Source organism: Bacillus sp. B28 (assembly GCF_029536185.1).
Classification (GTDB): Bacteria; Bacillota; Bacilli; order Bacillales; family Bacillaceae; genus Bacillus; species Bacillus halotolerans.
Window position 1 is genome coordinate 3,288,103 of record NZ_CP120511.1, and the last position, 17,218, is coordinate 3,305,320.

The 17,218-nt window shown below is 45.2% G+C and carries 18 protein-coding genes and 1 riboswitch; of the genes, 4 read left to right on the top strand and 14 right to left on the bottom strand.

Translation table 11 applies throughout. The features are described 5' to 3' along the window. Positions 1-89 precede the first annotated feature (89 nt). The 5 genes from P3L57_RS16450 to P3L57_RS16470 form a co-directional block, all read right to left on the bottom strand. Positions 90-1,358, bottom strand: coding sequence for an MFS transporter (locus P3L57_RS16450; RefSeq protein WP_069486936.1), 1,269 nt, complete (start codon positions 1,356-1,358; stop codon positions 90-92). A gap of 175 nt (positions 1,359-1,533) precedes the next feature. Next, a complete protein-coding gene (locus P3L57_RS16455) occupies positions 1,534-2,115 on the bottom strand; it encodes a cob(I)yrinic acid a,c-diamide adenosyltransferase (protein WP_044159080.1) in 582 nt (193 codons plus the stop codon). A 22-nt stretch (positions 2,116-2,137) separates the two neighbouring features. Beyond that, positions 2,138-3,478 (bottom strand): ABC transporter ATP-binding protein, encoded by a 1,341-nt coding sequence (locus P3L57_RS16460; protein WP_069486935.1) that lies wholly within the window; start codon positions 3,476-3,478, stop codon positions 2,138-2,140. Then, complete coding sequence (locus tag P3L57_RS16465; protein ID WP_069486934.1) at positions 3,475-4,536, bottom strand: FecCD family ABC transporter permease; 1,062 nt, start codon at positions 4,534-4,536, stop codon at positions 3,475-3,477. The genes P3L57_RS16460 and P3L57_RS16465 overlap by 4 nt, the downstream gene beginning before the upstream one ends. Next, positions 4,499-5,452: an ABC transporter substrate-binding protein gene (locus P3L57_RS16470; protein ID WP_069486933.1), complete on the bottom strand. Its 954-nt coding sequence runs from the start codon at positions 5,450-5,452 to the stop codon at positions 4,499-4,501. The genes P3L57_RS16465 and P3L57_RS16470 overlap by 38 nt, the downstream gene beginning before the upstream one ends. A gap of 102 nt (positions 5,453-5,554) precedes the next feature. Continuing rightward, a riboswitch (cobalamin riboswitch) is annotated at positions 5,555-5,693 on the bottom strand. Between the two features lie 154 nt (positions 5,694-5,847). On the opposite strand from P3L57_RS16470, the gene P3L57_RS16475 reads away from it, so the two are divergent. Then, entirely contained in the window at positions 5,848-6,639 is a 792-nt protein-coding gene (locus P3L57_RS16475; protein ID WP_024122809.1) for an SDR family NAD(P)-dependent oxidoreductase, read from the top strand. Between the two features lie 34 nt (positions 6,640-6,673). Here P3L57_RS16475 and P3L57_RS16480 read toward each other — a convergent pair whose 3' ends face one another. The 5 genes from P3L57_RS16480 to sigO form a co-directional block, all read right to left on the bottom strand. Further along, complete coding sequence (locus P3L57_RS16480) at positions 6,674-7,552, bottom strand: SMP-30/gluconolactonase/LRE family protein (protein WP_069486932.1); 879 nt, start codon at positions 7,550-7,552, stop codon at positions 6,674-6,676. A gap of 69 nt (positions 7,553-7,621) precedes the next feature. Then, positions 7,622-9,364: a two-component system sensor histidine kinase YvrG gene (gene yvrG / locus P3L57_RS16485; RefSeq protein WP_059292571.1), complete on the bottom strand. Its 1,743-nt coding sequence runs from the start codon at positions 9,362-9,364 to the stop codon at positions 7,622-7,624. After that, positions 9,361-10,080, bottom strand: coding sequence for a two-component system response regulator YvrH (gene yvrH, locus P3L57_RS16490; protein ID WP_024122812.1), 720 nt, complete (start codon positions 10,078-10,080; stop codon positions 9,361-9,363). The genes yvrG and yvrH overlap by 4 nt, the downstream gene beginning before the upstream one ends. A 151-nt stretch (positions 10,081-10,231) precedes the next feature. Continuing rightward, positions 10,232-10,468: a sigma-O factor regulator RsoA gene (gene rsoA / locus P3L57_RS16495; RefSeq protein ID WP_024122813.1), complete on the bottom strand. Its 237-nt coding sequence runs from the start codon at positions 10,466-10,468 to the stop codon at positions 10,232-10,234. Between the two features lie 3 nt (positions 10,469-10,471). Continuing rightward, entirely contained in the window at positions 10,472-11,002 is a 531-nt protein-coding gene (gene sigO, locus P3L57_RS16500) for an RNA polymerase sigma factor SigO (protein WP_082687851.1), read from the bottom strand. 205 nt (positions 11,003-11,207) lie between these two features. Between sigO and P3L57_RS16505 the strand changes: the two genes are divergently transcribed. The 3 genes from P3L57_RS16505 to P3L57_RS16515 all read left to right on the top strand — a co-directional run bounded on the left by P3L57_RS16505 (position 11,208) and on the right by P3L57_RS16515 (position 13,106). Then, positions 11,208-11,363 (top strand): YvrJ family protein, encoded by a 156-nt coding sequence (locus tag P3L57_RS16505; RefSeq protein WP_024122815.1) that lies wholly within the window; start codon positions 11,208-11,210, stop codon positions 11,361-11,363. 119 nt (positions 11,364-11,482) lie between these two features. Further along, positions 11,483-12,640 (top strand): oxalate decarboxylase, encoded by a 1,158-nt coding sequence (gene oxdC, locus P3L57_RS16510; protein ID WP_069486931.1) that lies wholly within the window; start codon positions 11,483-11,485, stop codon positions 12,638-12,640. 64 nt (positions 12,641-12,704) lie between these two features. Continuing rightward, complete coding sequence (locus P3L57_RS16515; RefSeq protein ID WP_024122817.1) at positions 12,705-13,106, top strand: YrvL family regulatory protein; 402 nt, start codon at positions 12,705-12,707, stop codon at positions 13,104-13,106. Between the two features lie 33 nt (positions 13,107-13,139). Here P3L57_RS16515 and P3L57_RS16520 read toward each other — a convergent pair whose 3' ends face one another. The 4 genes from P3L57_RS16520 to P3L57_RS16535 form a co-directional block, all read right to left on the bottom strand. Continuing rightward, positions 13,140-14,369 (bottom strand): ABC transporter permease, encoded by a 1,230-nt coding sequence (locus tag P3L57_RS16520; RefSeq protein WP_044159092.1) that lies wholly within the window; start codon positions 14,367-14,369, stop codon positions 13,140-13,142. Then, entirely contained in the window at positions 14,362-15,048 is a 687-nt protein-coding gene (locus P3L57_RS16525) for an ABC transporter ATP-binding protein (protein WP_024122819.1), read from the bottom strand. Before P3L57_RS16525 ends, P3L57_RS16520 begins: the two co-directional genes overlap by 8 nt. Beyond that, positions 15,032-16,225 (bottom strand): efflux RND transporter periplasmic adaptor subunit, encoded by a 1,194-nt coding sequence (locus P3L57_RS16530; protein WP_044159093.1) that lies wholly within the window; start codon positions 16,223-16,225, stop codon positions 15,032-15,034. The genes P3L57_RS16525 and P3L57_RS16530 overlap by 17 nt, the downstream gene beginning before the upstream one ends. A gap of 171 nt (positions 16,226-16,396) precedes the next feature. Further along, a complete protein-coding gene (locus tag P3L57_RS16535; protein ID WP_024122821.1) occupies positions 16,397-17,206 on the bottom strand; it encodes an ABC transporter ATP-binding protein in 810 nt (269 codons plus the stop codon). Positions 17,207-17,218 lie beyond the last annotated feature (12 nt).

Consider the following 17,218-nt stretch of genomic DNA (forward strand, 5'->3'; position numbering starts at 1 on the left):
ATTTTTGGATAAGACCAGAGTCGTAGACAGCACCGGACCCAGCGGCATAAAAAAAAGCCATGCACGAGGCATGGCTTCTTCAAAAACCTTTACAGATGAACACTTGCTTCCCTTTCTTTTACCAAATCGGATTGTTCTGCTTTGGCCAGCTTTGTAAACAGAAGGATTCCGATACCCGCGATAATTTCCACAACTCCCCCGGCAGCGATCACTTTCCCTGAACCAAAAGCATTTGCGGCATATCCGCAAATGACAGCGCCGGCCGGAATCGAAATATTTGAGATCATATGTATGACGGCATAAACTTGCGGCTGGTCCTCGCTATCGACAGATGTCTGTATAATCGTATACTCAGGAACATTGATCGCACTGACAGCAGCGCCAAATGTAAAGGCGGCGAAAAAGACGAGCGGCAAAAAGGTATTCATTCCGGTAATAAAGAAAGCGAACCCTTCAATAATGCCTGCCGTTACGAAAAGCAGTCCGTACTTGTTTACTTTTACTTTTGTCAGTACAAATCCCAATAAAAACGCGCCTATTGCGGTGGTGGCTTTTAATAGCGAATATACAATCGGCTGTCCGTTTAAATCCTCCGCAACATACACAGCGGAGAGCGCTTCCCAAGGGGCTGCCGCGAAATTCATAAAAATACAATAGATAGCGAGCGGATATAAGATTTGGTGTTTTCTGACAAGGACAAAACCGCGTTTCAGTCTGCCAAAATATGTACCTCTCTGCGCAACGGCCGCTGATTCCGATTTTGTTTCAACAGCAGTGTATTTGATAAAGAGAACAAGAAAACCAGAAATAAGATAAAGTACGAGAGCCATAAGCATTGTATATGAAGGACTGATAAACGTAAGGAGAGCGCCGCATAGTGTCACAGCTCCAAGCCGGACAATTTGGGCGGACGACTGCAGCACAGCATTTGCTTTTTGAATGCCCTTTTCATCTACAATTTGAGGGATTAAAGCAATGGAAGCAGGATTGTAGGCAGCACCAGTAGCTGAATGTACAATCATAAGAGTCATAACAAACCACAGCGGAGAGAATCCGCCGAAATGGCAGATCGGAATGATTAAAACAACCGCGGCTCTTGTCAGGTCTGAAAAGTACATCCAGAATTTCAATGTATTCTGCTTCATGAAAGGACCCGTCACAGGTGCTAAAACGGCTTCCGGCAAAAAGGTGACAGCAATCAATAAAGCAGTTCCGATCGCACCTTCACCGTCAAAAATTAAAAACCATAATATCGAATTAAATGCGAACATATCGCCGGAAATCTTGACTATTCTTGAGAAAAAAAGAAAGTTGAAATTTCTCTTCCAGACGCTATCACTTTCAATGAATCTCACCATCTATCAGAGCCCCCCACTGCCTATTTTTTACATCAATTTGTTACAATATCTCATTTTTCCATTTTTCAGTCAATAATTCATAAGGTTCATTTTTTGTCGTAAAAAGGGAAATTGACAGAATGAAAAAAATAAAAAGCCGGCATGTATTGAAAATGCCAGCTTTCATTAATGTTTTTTATGATCCGCTGCTGTTTCGATCGCGAAACACAATAGCGCTTCTTTCATACTCCACATCGTCAATACCGCTTCTCACGTTGACAACCCGTGCTGCGGCAAAGAAATAGTCGGACAATCGATTGAGATAACGGAGCACCATTTCATGGATCTCTTCCGTTTTCATCAGCGCCACCACTTGGCGCTCCGCCCGCCTTGTAATGGTGCGCGCCACATGGAGAAGCGAAGCGGCCTTTGATCCGCCCGGAAGAATAAATCTCTTTAGTTTAGGTGCCTCTTCTGTATAGGCGTCGATGCGCATTTCTAAAAAAGAAACGGAGTCTTCCTTCAATTTATAGTCTCTTTTTTCTGTAATGATTGCCAGATCGCCCCCGCAGTCAAAGAGCTCGTGCTGAATGTTGAGCAGCTCGGCCGTTAGATCCTCAAAGCCGCGCTTCCCGGAAAGCTCTGCCAAAGCCAGTCCGACAAAACTGTTCAGCTCATCAATCGTGCCGTAGCTTTCTACTCGGAGGCTGTCCTTGTCTGTTCTGCCTCCGATTAAACTCGTTTGCCCGTTATCGCCTGTTTTTGTATATAGTTTCATCTTAACTGTCTCCTTTACAGACTTATTCAAGCAGGTCCGCAGCCTCTCGCACACATTCAGCTGTCCCAAATCGAATCAATTGATTCAGCCGTTTTTCTATGATTTCTGAAAAAGTCTCTTCAGTTTGTGTCGCTGCAACGAGGATTTCTCCATGTTCATCCTGTTCACCACCCAGCACTTTCATCCGCTCAGCTTCCGCCCCCATGACAGTCCTGACGAAGAATTGGTCTGTCGCAAAGCCGTTGATCAAAATCCATATCGAAAAGCCGGACATGACACAAATACATACCGACAGCTCTTCGTCATCAAACGTACGGCACACAAGCCGGTCAAGTCTGCCGGAGGAGGCCATCGCACAGGTTTCCTGCGGATAAAAGCCGTTTTCAGATAAATAGGCTGAAAGCTCCTCTTTTCGATCTGACTGGGCAGGCAGCCGTTTATGAAGAAACGTCCGGTTCCAAGAAAAGCCTGAACCGACAGGAGCAGAAGACAGCGTGCGGAGCGGGATTCCCGTTTGCAAGAGGATCTCGTCGCTCCGCACTTGCAGCAACGTTTCAAACGGAATCGCCTGCTGATTTAGGACGCTGTTTTCAGGCTGAATTGCAATAAGCGGTTTAGGCAATTGATGATGGATAAAAGTGCTGACTTTCGTGTTATACAACGCCTCAATGTGCTCTTCTGTGATGGCGGTTTCCGGTTTTTGCTTAGGTCCGGCTGTTCCGTTTTTTATAAAGACGATTTCATCACAGTACAGGCTAGCGGTATTCAGATCGTGAAAAACACTGACAGCAGTCAGCCCATTTTCTCTCGTCAGGCGCTTGATAAGATCGAGCAGTTCTTTTTGATAGGCCAAATCCAGAAAATTAGTCGGTTCGTCTAAAAATAAAATGCGCGGCTGCTGCGCCAGTGCTTGAGCCAAATAAACCCGCTGCTGTTCGCCCCCGCTTAGATCACGAATCGATTTCTCAGCGAAAGCGAGTACCCCTGTTTGTTCCATCGCATTCCGAATCATGGCTTCATCCTCTTCAGTCTGCTGGCTGAACAGCCCTTTTTGAAATGGATATCTGCCGAAGGATACGGTTTCTTTGACAGTGAAGCTAAAGGCTTGTTCTGTTTTTTGCGGCAGAACTGCCATCATTTGAGCCAGTTTCTTCGGTTTATATTCAGTGAGTGGTTTGCCAGCCAGACAAACGGAGCCTTCTATTGCCGGAAGTGTTCCTGTCAGCAAGTGAAGCAGTGTTGTTTTTCCGCTCCCGTTCGGTCCGAGAATGCCAAGAAATTCTCCCTTCTTCACTGTTAAACTGATATTTTTAATCAGCCGGCTGTCTCCGTAACCTCCCGACAGCCTCTCTGCCTTGATCATAAGCTTCTCCCCCCGCGATGCTGCCGAATTAAAATCAGAGCGAAAACAGGAGCTCCCGCTAAGGCTGTAATAATGCCGATCGGCAGTTCAACCGGTTCAATCATTGTTCTCGAAAGCAGATCGGCCAAAACGAGAAATCCCGCGCCAAGCAAGGCAGACAGCGGCAATAAATGCCGGTGATCCGTTCCCCACAGCAATCTTGTGATATGCGGAATCACAAGCCCGACAAAGCCAATGGTGCCGGATACAGCCACAGCACTGCCTGTCAGCAGTGACCCTGCAATTAAAATCAGCATTTTTCTGTGCTGGACGCTGACCCCGAGAAGCCTTGCTTTCTCCTCTCCATAGGTCATCACGTTGAGTTCTCTTCCGTTTATGATCAGGAGCATGGTTCCTAAAAGAAAAAACGGGAGAAACAGGGCAACGTAGCTCCAGCCTCTCATCGAGACGCTGCCAAGCAGCCAATGCACAATCGGCAGCAAATTATCGCCTGTCAGAGCAATGATGAGAGCAATAAATGCGCCCAAAAATGAATTGATGATGACACCGGTCAGAATAAGCGTAGAGACAGACATCGAAGCGTGAACGAGGCGGCTGAACGAAAGAACAGCCACAATCGTGACAAGCGCTGCGGCTACACTCACAACCGGCAGTGTAAAGCCTCCGATGACAGGGAACTGCAGTCCAAAAAATAAGGTCGAAACCGCTCCGACGGAAGCACCGGACGAAACACCGAGCGTATACGGATCAGCAAGCGGATTTTTTAAAAGTCCCTGAAAAGCGGCCCCTGCGATAGAAAGAGCCGCCCCCACAAGGGCGGCCAGCACGACTCTCGGCAGTCTGATATTCATCATAATATTTGTATACATTGGATCATAGGTGCCGGCAGAGCCGCCAAAACCTTCATGCCAAAAGATATGAAAGATGGCGGATATCGGAATTGGCAGACTTCCGCAGGAAATGCCCAATATGATACTGGCAGCTAAAAATAAGAAACTGATGCTATAAGCAGCAAAACGATTATTCTTTAAATGTATCCGGGTAGATGCTTTCCGCAAGTTCTTCGACCCCTTCGATCAGACGCGGACCTGAACGTGTGACGAGATCAGGATCAACATCATAAACGCGATGATGTTTCACAGCATTGATTCCGCTCCAGCCATCGCGTTTTTCCACCGCATCCGCTTTTACACCGTCCGTTGTGACAATGGCGTCTGGATTCAGCTTTACGATGGCCTCGTCTGTCATTTGCACCCAGCCTTTTTGATCCGCTGCAGCGTTTTTAGCATGGATGACATTCAGCATTTCATTCATAAACGTGTCTTTTCCGGTTGTGTAAATGTCAGGATCAGGCGAAACCTCAATAAAGACGCTTTTTTCCTCGTCTTTTGAAATGGATTTCGCTTTTTCTTTAATCTCATGCAGGTCTGATTTCATGCTGTTGACCAGTTGGCCCGCTTTTTTCTCAGCTCCGGCAGCTTCACCGATCATTTCGATTGATTTGTATACCTCTGCGAATGATTGTGCATCATTGACAGTCAGCACAGCAATGCCAGCGTCCTTCAGCTGCTTGATGGCATCTGCTGATGCTGACATGGAAGATTCATGAGCGAGAACGAGATCAGGTTTAAGAGAAATGACTTTCTCGACGTTTACATTCATATCCCCAACCTTCTCAACCTGTTTGACTTCCTTTGGATATGTATCGTTTGTGGTGACGCCGACCACTTTGTCACCGAGTCCGAGAGCATATGTAATTTCCGTGTTGCTCGGCATTAACGAAACAATTTTTTTCGGCTCCTTTTTGATGGTAACATCCTGGTTTGACGCATCATCAATTGTGACAGGGAACGCTTCAGACGCAGCTGTCTTTTGCTTCGCATTGGAATCCTTCTCACCTGCCGCATTGCCGCAGCCTGAAATCATAATGGCGGTCAGCAGAAGCGCCGTCCATATTCCAGCTAATTTTTTCATACCCTTTCCTCCTAAATGAACTAAAAAAGCATCTCTACGATGGTAAAGACGCTGTAAACAACAAAAAAGCCTATTGTTTACACATCATCTGTCCTCGCAGACTTCGTGTTTATCAAACAGGCAGGTATCCTGGCTCTTGGCGCAAAGGCCAATTACAGTGGCGGGACCGCACCGGCTTTTACCGGTTTCCCTATTAAGCCGGCTATTTTCACGTACCGGCACCTGTTTGACATTCGTATCCTTTTTCGGAGTTATTATACTATATGGCTGACAGGCTTGTATATGCAGTATGAATGACTTTTCCTCAGCTGCATGTATGGAAGCAAAATTCTCGTAAACACTAAATTTCATCTTGTATACTAAGTAGCATGATCAATAAAAAAGGAATGATTCTTATGGACTTACAGCTAAAAGACAAGCTTGTCTTAATCACAGGCTCAACTTCCGGCATCGGGAAAGCCGCAGCGAAAAGCTTTTTGCAAGAAGGTGCAGCCGTTATAGTCAATGGCCGAAAACAAGAGACAGTCGATCGCACGGTTGAAGAGCTTTCTTCATATGGAACGGTGCATGGAGCAGCCGCTGACTTATCAAAACCGGATGAAGCAGCAGCTTTTCTTGAAAAAGTGAAGCAGATCGGTGATATAGATGTTCTTGTCAACAATCTCGGGTTCTTTGAAGTGAAGGATTTCGCCGAGGTAACGGATGAAGAATGGAATCAATATTTTGAAGTAAACGTGATGAGCGCTGTTCGGACAAGCCGTCACTTCCTTCCAAAGATGCTTGCCAAAAACAGCGGCCGCATTTTGAATATCGCAAGTGAAGCAGGCGTCAAACCGCTTCCGACTATGATTCCTTATTCAATGACCAAAACAGCGCTGATCAGCCTGTCCAGAGGAATGGCTGAAATGACGAAGGGCACAAAGGTTACGGTTAATTCAGTGCTCCCGGGACCTACTTGGACAGAAGGCGTTGCTTCCTATATGGAGGGCGCCGCAAAGGCAGCCGGCCAGGATACAGATACATTTGTGAAAGACTATTTCAAAGTGAATGAGCCGACTTCACTCATTCAAAGATACGCAACAGCCGAAGAAGTCGCGAGCACAATTGTATTCCTCGCATCTGATGCCGCATCTGCCATTAACGGCACGGCACAGCGTGTGGAAGGCGGAATTATCCGTTCACTTTAAATGCAAAAACGCATCCGTTTTCGGATGCGTTTTTTTATAACTCCCCAGCGAATGGAACCGGCTGGTATCCGCCCGTTTCAAGTTGGGCTGAAAACAATCCGCCCGCATAAGGCTGTTCATATCTTTCTGTTTCGGTCATTTGTTCAGTAGCTGTTGTGATGTAAAGGGTTTTCATGTCCTGGCCGCCGAACGCACAGCACGTGACATATTTGGCCGGAACACTTATAGAATCAATTTCTTTTTTCTGAAAAGGATCAATGTGAACCACACGGCTCCCGCCAAACAGCGCTACCCACAGCATACCGTTTTGATCAATTGTCATGCCATCCGGCAATCCATCCGATTTTTCAAAATGATAGACGGTTTCTGGGTTTGAGACGTTTCCGCTTTCGGGATCGTATTGATAGCACACAATCTCCTGCGTCGGCGTGTCAATGTAGTACATCAGGCTGCGTTCGCGATCCCAATCCAAACCGTTCGAGGTTGAGACTTGATCTTTCATTTTGACAAGGCTGCCATCTGTGTCCAAACGGTAAAGCGAGGCTTGTTTTTGTTCGCCTTCCATGCTCGTCGTTCCTGCCCAAAGCCTTCCGTACGGATCACATTTGGCGTCGTTAAACCGAAGGCTCTCATGCATATCCTTGGGCTGTTTGATTTTTTCAAGACTATCATCATGAAGATGATACAGGTAAAAACCGTCTTTCATCGTCATGATCAGCTCATCCTTTGAATATTTCGCAAGCGCCGTCACAAAGGATGTAAATTTGACCGAACGATTGATTTTTTCTTTAGGATCGAAAATATGGAGCTCGCTTCCTAAAATATCAACCCAGTATAAACGGCCGTTTTCTTCATCCCATAACGGACCTTCACCGATTACTGCCCTAGTGTCTGCTTCTAATACTGCATCCATGTGTAACACCTCTTTAGCTTCAGTCTATATATTGTTATTCCCGGCAAAGAGGTGTCCAAACCACACGCCTTATTCTTTTTTGAAAAGGATGGTAATGACGGAGCCGATATTGATCCTGCTGTTGACGTGAATCGTTCCGTTATGCAGGTGCACCAGCTCTTTGGCAATCGCCAGTCCAAGCCCCGTCCCGGCAGACGGATCTTTCGTATTGGTACCTCTGTAATAACGGTTAAATAAATGGGTGATCGTTTCCTCATCCATTCCTTTCCCATTGTCTTTGACCTTCAATGAAATATGATTTTTTGTCTGTTCAAGAATTACCTGAATCGCTGTTCCTTTACCGTTGTGCTTCACAGCATTTCCAAGCAGATTTTCCAGAATGCGTCTGAACCAGGCTTCATCCAGCGCAAATTCAATATGCTCTTCTCTTGATACAAACGAAATATCATACCCTTCAGAAAACGGGTTTTTCTTGAAGTCCTCAATGACATTTTTAAAAAACGGAATGAGGCTCGTGAGCTTTCTCTCCATCGGCAGAGCGTCATTTTTCAGACGATACGTTAAATTTAAGTCCTCGATCAGCTTTGACATGTATTCCGATTTCTCTCTGACAACCTGTCCCATTTCCTTCACTTCATCAGGAGACCAGTCGTATTGCTTCGATTCAAGCATCATGCTGTAGCCGTAAATGCTGCTGAGGGGCGTTTTTAAATCATGAGACAAACCGGCGATCCATTCTTCCCGTGTCGCCTGGATTTTTTCTCTGTTTGTCTTATCCCGTCTCAGCGTTTCAGTCAGCTGATCCATAGATTCAAATATCTCACCGAAGAAGCGGTACGGCTGTTTGATTTTTCCCTTTTTGTTTTTACTGACAGGGCGCCCTTTACGGTTTTTCGGTTCTTCAAGCTTCCCTTTTGATAGATTGACCAGCCATTTGATTGTATGAAAAATCGGCAAGCCGAATCTGAACATATACCAGGCAGTCATCCAGAATATATAAAGAATCAGAACGCCCATAATCAGAAACATCGCTTTCAGGACAACCCGCAGAAATGATTTATTAAACTCCTGGTCAGTAATATAGACAGGGTTTGGCACCGAAGCGACCATCCACCTGTTTTGATCGAGGAATTTAACAGAAATCTCCCGTTTATAGTTCCATGGTTTAGAGCTGTATTTGAGAAGCTCCAGCTGGTTCATCGTTTTTCTTTCACTTTTCTTGCTGTTAATGCTGTCGAGTATGTTCCCGTTTCTGTCTAACAGATACACGGCTCCTTTTTCACGCTTAATATAGTCAATTGTACTGGACTTATATTGTGACAAAGAGTCGATGGAGGATTCACGGCTTTCAATGGAAGTCAGCAGCTGTTCGCTCTTTGATTTCCAGCCGAACAAGAGGAGGTACGACTTGTCTTCAATATTGATTGCCCAATAATTCAGCTTATAGTTATCAAGCTTCTTGCTTTTATAAATAGACAAAAGCTCCTTCTTGGTGTAGGTGCCGGGCACGTCTTTCGGCACGCTGTAGGAATAATCCGTTTTTCCATTAGAATCAATGATTTGCATCCAGCCGTGCTGTTTATCAACAGATTTCTTCAGAAAATCGTCCACTTCCCATGACCCGTCTTCGTTTACATCCAGATACGCCTCAAGCGTGTCAGTCGTTGCTTTTGTCAGCCCTGAATTGGATTCCGCATCGCTGAATCGCGCGTCTAAATAGAAAAAGGAAGCCACAAGCATGATCGAAAGAAGAAGAATAACAATCAGCATCTGCCCGAAAAAGTGAAACAGAAACTTCCATCTTAACCTCATGGGCGCTTTCCGTTTCCTTCTGGACTCGGGATAAAACGGTATCCGAGACCGCGAACGGTGACGATATATTCCGGATTGCTCGGGTCACGCTCAATTTTTTCCCGGAGCTTACGGATATGAACCATGACGGTATTGTTATCTCCGTACGAAGGATAGCCCCATACTTTTTCATAAATTTGATCTTTAGAAAGCACCACATTGGGATGTTCGCAAAAATACTGAAGCAGCTGCAAAAGCTGAGCCGAACAGGCTACAGTTTCCCCGCCCACAATCAGCTCGGCATTTTGCGGAGAAAATGTAAAGTAATCATATGTATAGGTTTTGTTTGATTCAGCTGCATTCGACTGATACGTACGCTTTAAATGCGCTCTGATCCGCGCGGCTAATTCCAGCGGATTAAATGGTTTTGTAATATAATCATCAGCTCCGACCGCAAAACCCGATAATTTGTCAGCGTCCGATGATCTCGCCGTCAGGAAAAAAATCGGGGCGTCTGAATACTCCCTGATTAATGTGCAGGCCTCAAAACCGGTCATTCCGCCCATCATGACATCCAATACGATTAAATCAACCTTATTTGTCTTGACGACCGGAATGGCTTCCTCTGCACTTGCCGCATCCAGTATATGTCGATAACCTTCTTTTTCGAGAACGCGTTTGATCATATCCACAATCGCTTTCTCATCGTCTACGATTAAAATTGACGCATTTTCCACTTTTATGTTCCTTTCTGTCACTGTTTTTTTCATCTTATCATTATATCGTTTCTTTTTGGTACATTTTTGAATAGGAGGGCTCTTGACGGGGGTGAACAGCAGGAAACGGGAACCTGCAAAATGTTCCCGTTTTTCTTAGAATGAGGTATCATTATGAGTTCTCGTCTACCATATACAGAATAAACTCCCAAAATCCCGGAACATCCTGACACAGAAGCATATCAGCCTTTTCAAACATTTTGATTTTCAGCTCCTGCTCCAAATCTTCTCTTTCTTGATAGGACGTATTGCTGAGTTTTTTTCTGATCATCGGTGAAAAGCATGCAATCAGATGCTCAATGTCGTACATTTCATCTTTATTCCTATTATGTTCAAACTGGCCGCTCACAGCTTACTTTCCCCCCTTTTTTTGCGCCTCTAGCTGCTTTCTGATATTTTCTAATCCCTTTTTATGAATATTAGAGATATTTTGCCGGGACTCACCTAATGAATCAGCGATTTCCTGCATCGTGGCACCGTGAAGATAGACTTTTGTCAGCACGCTTTTTTGTTTGTCAGTCAGCTTCTGGATCGCTTGATAAAGCTGATAATCCTGGACATGCTGGCTCAAATCATCCTGCAGGTCTAAAAATTCCTCAAACGCGTCACTTCCCGTTTCGGAAGGAAGTCGTTCTCCTGCTTCCGGATGATCAACCGTCAGCGGATACCGTTTTTGATTTTTGCGAACCCGCTTATCAAAATCGATGGAAAAAATTCGAATCATTGAATTCATATACTTGACGATGCGAATCTCCTTATAAAATTGCTTGAATTGCTCGTCCAACGATTTTGCATCCTTTTCATTCGGGTTTTCCATTACATTTTTGAACAAACGGTAATGCTGAGGGTTGCTCAAAAAATGCTTCACGATGGGATGCTTCATAATCTCCTTACATTTCGATCGCAACAGACCTTGATAGTCCATCAAACCGCCTCCCTACTAAATTAAATGAAGGAAAGCAAAAAAAAGTAAACTACTACTTTCAGACTAGCGCTTGCTGAAGCAAACCTTCCAGTCATGGTTTACGATTTCTTGGATTCCCTTCACTTACTTACATGACTGCACAAAAAGGAGGGAGGTGTTTTTCATGGATCAGGTTTTTATAGAGGAAGTCGTCAAGCAGATCAGCAATCTCGGGTTCCCGGCACTGATCGCGATGTACCTGCTGACCCGTTTCGAGAAAAAATTCGATCAGCTCATTGAACTGATGACAGAGCTGAAAGATCAGAAAGCGAAACATTAATTTTGTATCGAAGTTGACTTTTCATCGGTTTTTTTCACTTAACTAGACAGAAGGGAAAACGAAAGGCCTTTCACATTCTCTTTCTGCGCCACAATTATTTTTAAGGAGGAGACAGGAAAATGAAAAAACAAAACGACATTCCCCAGCCAATCAGAGGAGATAAGGGAGCGACAGTGAAAATCCCGCGTAATATTGAAAGGGACCGGCAGAATCCCGATATGCTCGTACCGCCGGAAACCGATCATGGCACCGTTGAAAATATGAAGTTTTCTTTCTCAGATACTCATAACCGTTTGGAAAAAGGCGGGTACGCCCGTGAAGTTACCGTACGTGAGCTGCCGATTTCAGAAAACCTGGCTTCTGTTAATATGCGGCTGAAGCCAGGCGCCATTCGCGAGCTTCATTGGCATAAGGAAGCAGAGTGGGCTTATATGATCTACGGGACAGCACGCGTCACGATTGTGGATGAAAAGGGCCGCAGCTTTATTGATGATGTAGGCGAAGGAGATTTATGGTACTTCCCGTCAGGCCTGCCGCACTCGATTCAAGCGCTTGAAGAAGGGGCAGAGTTCCTGCTCGTATTTGACGACGGGTCATTCTCTGAAAACAGCACGTTCCAGCTGACAGACTGGCTTGCCCACACCCCTAAAGAAGTGATTGCCGCTAATTTTGGCGTAACAGAAAAAGAAATCGCCAATTTGCCAGGCAAAGAAAAATATATATTTGAAAAACCTGTGCCCGGCTGTTTAAAAGATGACATTGTGGAAGGGCCGTATGGCGAAGTGCCTTATCCGTTTACGTACCGCCTTCTTGAACAGGAGCCGATTGTATCAGAAGGAGGAAAGGTGTACATTGCGGATTCGACAAACTTTACAGTGTCTAAAACCATTGCATCCGCGCTTGTAACCGTGGAACCAGGCGCCATGAGAGAGCTTCACTGGCATCCGAATACGCATGAATGGCAATATTACATCTCCGGTAAAGCGAGAATGACTGTTTTTGCTGCTGACGGCCATGCGAGAACCTTTAACTATCAAGCCGGTGATGTCGGTTATGTTCCATTTGCGATGGGCCACTACGTAGAAAACCTCGGCGATGAACCGCTCGTCTTTTTAGAAATCTTTAAAGATGACCATTATGCCGATGTGTCTTTAAACCAATGGCTCGCAATGCTTCCTGAAACCTTCGTCCAAGAACACCTTGACTTAGGCAAAGAATTTACGGATGTCCTTTCAAAAGAAAAGCATCCGGTTGTGAAAAAGAAAAGCAGCAAATAAAAAACTGGCAGCTTGCAGAGAGCGCTCGTTCTCTCTCTGCAAGCGCTGATAAGGAGATGAACCAGTGATACATCAAAAGTATTTATTACGGCAGGCCGTACAGTATGTGCTGGCAGCGGCGGCTGTGTTATTTTGCTATTTTACAATCATTCTCTGTGTCTTTTCTTTGGCGGGAACGAGCTACCGATCAGCTGCTCATGTCCTGCTTTTTGCTGTGTTATTTCTTGTGCTCGGACTATGCTTTGAACCTTTTGAACGGCTGATGATACATAGTTTTACGTTTTTTAAGACTGGAAAACGAGCTTTTATCCTTATGGCCGGCACCGTCCAGCTGCTGTTTCTATGGATGACCGCTTATACGGCAGATCAAATGATTCATAACATTTGGCTGTCAACCACAGAAGAAATGATCCTCGCAGCCGTTTTTCTTATTTTAGATAAATGCAATTCAGCACTGCCTAGCTAAAAAAAGAACGCCATCCGATTGGATGCGTTCTTTTTATTCATATCGAAGCGCGTCAACAGGCTGAAGCTTCGATGCCTTAATGGACGGCAGCAAGCCGAAAATAATGCCGACTGCCATTGAGAAAATGAGTGCTCCGATAACTGCCGGAACGGAGATGATAAAAGGCATCGGAAAGATAACCGTGATAAGTTTAGCGATGCCAAAGCCCGCCAGCACACCGAGAATTCCGCCAATACTTGTCAGCACTACGGCCTCTGTTAAAAATTGAAATAAAATCACGCGCCGCTTGGCACCGAGCGCCTTCTTAATTCCGATTTCCCGTGTTCGCTCCGTCACTGAAACAAGCATAATGTTCATGACACCGATGCCTCCGACCAAAAGCGAGATGCTTGCAATTCCGCCAAGCAGCAGAGCAAATGACTGGTTAAAGGACTCCACTTCCTGAGCGACCTCCTGAAGATCCATCACGCTGTACTCCGCTTTTTCCAAATCAGCATCTGAAAGTCCTTGATTTAGAAGGTCCGCGGCCATTACACCGGCTTCTTGGATATGCTCAGAAGAGTCTGCCTGCACCGCAATCTGTGTCGGCGCGTCAAATCCTTCAATAAGCGGCCACACTTTTTTCGGCACATATAAAACCGGATTCGCATAGTCGCCATCAAACATGCTTTCTTCCTGTTTCTTTTCATGAAAAACACCGGCAACCCGGAACGGCACACCGTTCATCTCAATGTTTTTGTGCAGAGCGTCACCGTCAGGAAACAGCTCATCTCTTGCGGCCTCATTGATCATAACCACTTGGTGTGTGCTGTTTAATTCTTTTTCCGCCAGCTTTCTCCCCTCAGTGATGCTGATCGGGAACATATTGAAATAATCAGCATCCACTCCGTACACTTGAGGATAAGAAACGTTCGTTAAGTGAAAAACGGTGGCGCCTTCGGACAAGTAATATAAAGATAATCCTTTTACAACCGGGTCTGATTTTATCGTCTTAATGGTTTCTTCAGATACAGGGGGTGCGGACGTATAAGAAACTTCCTGGTAACCGCCTTCCTCCTCCCCGCCTGTTGGCTGGTACACAACATTAATCGCGTTATTTCCCATGCCGATCATGCTTTGCTTTAATTGCTCGCTTTGGCCTTTCAGCATAGAGACGATCGCAATGATCGCCGCTATACCGATAATGACACCAAGCATCGTAAGAATCGACCTCAGCTTATGTGAAAAAATAGATTGAAAGGAGATCCGAATATGTTCAAGCATGGCTAATCCCTCTCTCGTCTAACACTAATTCTCCGTCTCTGATAAACACGGTTCTGTCGGCTTTTCTGGCGACGTCCGGGTCATGGGTAATCATAATAATCGTTGTGCCTTCCTGATGCAATTGTGAAAACAGCGACAAAATTTGTTCACTTGATTTTGTATCAAGCGCCCCGGTCGGTTCATCTGCCAGAATAAACCGAGGCTGATTGACAAGGGCTCTGGCAATCGCCACCCGCTGCTTTTGTCCGCCGGACAGCTTTGGCGGCTTGTAAGAGATCCTATCTTTCAAACCAACCTTTTCAAGCGCTTCATAGGCTCTTTGCCTTCTTTCTTTTTTCTTTACCTTATTGTAAATCATCGGCAGCTCGACATTTTGCAGTGCGGTAAGGCGAGGCAGCAAATGAAAGGTTTGAAACACAAACCCGATCGATTCGTTGCGAATGTCAGCCAAAGCACCGTCTTTCCCTTTTAATACATCCATCTGGTCCAGCATATAGGTTCCGGAGGTCGGCCTGTCCAAACAGCCTATAATATTCATTAACGTAGACTTCCCTGAACCGGACGGCCCCATAATGGCCAGAAATTCACCAGCTTTGACGGTGAGATTAATATGCTTTAAGATCGGCACCTCTTCTTTGCCCAGCTTGTACGATTTAGAAATATTATTCAGTGTCAGCATTGACTGTAACCTGCTTTCCTTCCTTGACCGCGGGATCAGGATAGATCACATAATCTTCCGGTGTCAGGCCGCTTTTGATTTCGACCATGTCACTTTCGTCTGTCTCCCCGATTTCAACAGGCTGTTTAACCGCTTTCTGCTCCTCATCCGTCTTCCAAACGTATGGTTCGCCATCGTCCTGGATAATCATGTCGGACGGCAGCTTAATCGTATTCGCATCTGCTTCGTCACTCATGACTTCAATATTGACATGATAGCCGACTTCAAGGCCCTTATGGCTGTCCAATAAAACAGTGAAAGGATAGTTAGAGGATTGGGGATTCATTTCCTCTTCAGCATAACTTTCTGACTCTTCCCCCTCGCCTGTTCCAGCAGGAAGCTTGCCGATTGAAGTAATCTTGCCTTTCCACTCGCCTTCACCGCCTGTTTTCAGCGTAACTCTGACTTTGCTGCCTTTTTTAATCGTGTCCATTAACAGCTCGTTGATTTGGCTTTTCACAAGGTATTTGCCCGTTGAAACGATTTGGATATACGGGCCTGCTGCCTGATCACCCGTTGCGCCGTCCGCAATATCCTGATTGACGCTTTGAACGATACCGTCATGCTTGCTTGTGATCACATTAGAACCTTTGTTTTTCGTTAGTGCAGCCAGTTCTTTTTGGTGCTGCTTCAATTCAAGCTGGCTTGTCTTTAAATCAAAATTGGCCTGGTCAAGCTCGTCTTGAAGCTGTGCTTTCTCGTCTTTTCCGGCTGTCTTCAGCTTCTTCTCAGTTTCTGCTATTGATTTTTGCAAGCGGCTGATTTGAAGGTTTGTCATTTCGGTTTGTAAATTGCTTTGCTCAATTTCGTCAGAATGATCCTCGCCCTCGTACTCGAAAAGCTTATCGCCTTTTTTAACCTTATCGCCTTCTTTGACGTACGTTTTTTTAATGCTTCCTTTCTCTGAATCTATGTATACTTTTTGCTGTTTCTCTGGTTCAACTTTTCCCGAAAACGATTGGGCAGATTCAGATTCACCGCCCATATACACCGCGACCGATTCAGCATAAGGCTCCGATGATACGGCAACTTGGTTCATATGAGTAAAAAAGTAAAAACCGCCGGCGCCGATCCCCGCCAGTAGGAGCACGCCGGCACATATCGAACCGGCAATAAGCCATTTTTTCTTCTTGGACACAATGATCTCCTCTTTCTGTAATCTTCGTAATATTTTCGAAACATTCTAACCAATATTATCTATTAATTCAAATAGACTTTCAATCTTTTTCTTCAAAATCTGGAATTAGCAAGGAAAATTATATTTTTATAGTTAAAAATAAAAAATCCCGGCGTCATACCGGGATTTTTCTTACACAGAAACAAGCTGTTTTTCAGTTTTAATCAGGTCATAAGTTAAGCATACTGGTTTATTTGTACGAGGATCAGTGACGATTTCGGCATCAATCTGGAATACCCGTTTCAAAATATCCGGCGTCATGACCTCTAGTGCGGTTCCTTCCTTGATGACCGTGCCTTTTTTGAGTGCAATCATATAATGGGAAAAACGGGCCGCATGATTCAGATCATGAATCACCATTAAAATCGTCCGCCCCTGTTCCTTGTTCAGTCTGTCAAGCAGCTGCAGGATTTCGAGCTGATGTGCGAGATCGAGATATGTTGTTGGTTCGTCAAGCAAAAGCAGCTCTGTCCCTTGTGCAAGCGCCATCGCAATCCACACGCGCTGACGCTGTCCGCCTGACAATGCCTCAATCGGACGCTCATGGTATTCCGCCATGCCGGTTTCTTCGAGGGCCCATTTGATGATGCGGCGGTCTTCATCATTTAATCTGCCGAAGCCTGATTGATGCGGAAATCTGCCGTACGACACCAATTCGTACACCGTTAATCCGCTCGGAGCCTCAGGCGTCTGCGGCAGAATGGCCATATCCTTCGCAATGTCCTTAGTAGACATTTTATGAATCGCATTGCCGTTTAAGTAAACGGCACCTTGATGTGAGCGCATAATTCTGGACATCGTTTTTAATATCGTTGACTTTCCGCAGCCATTCGGTCCAATTAAGGTTGTTATTTTCCCTTTAGGAATGGATATATTTAAATCTTCTACAATCAGCCTGTCGCCATAACCGATCCCAAGCTGTTCCGTTGATAATGAATTCAAGTTCGGTCACCT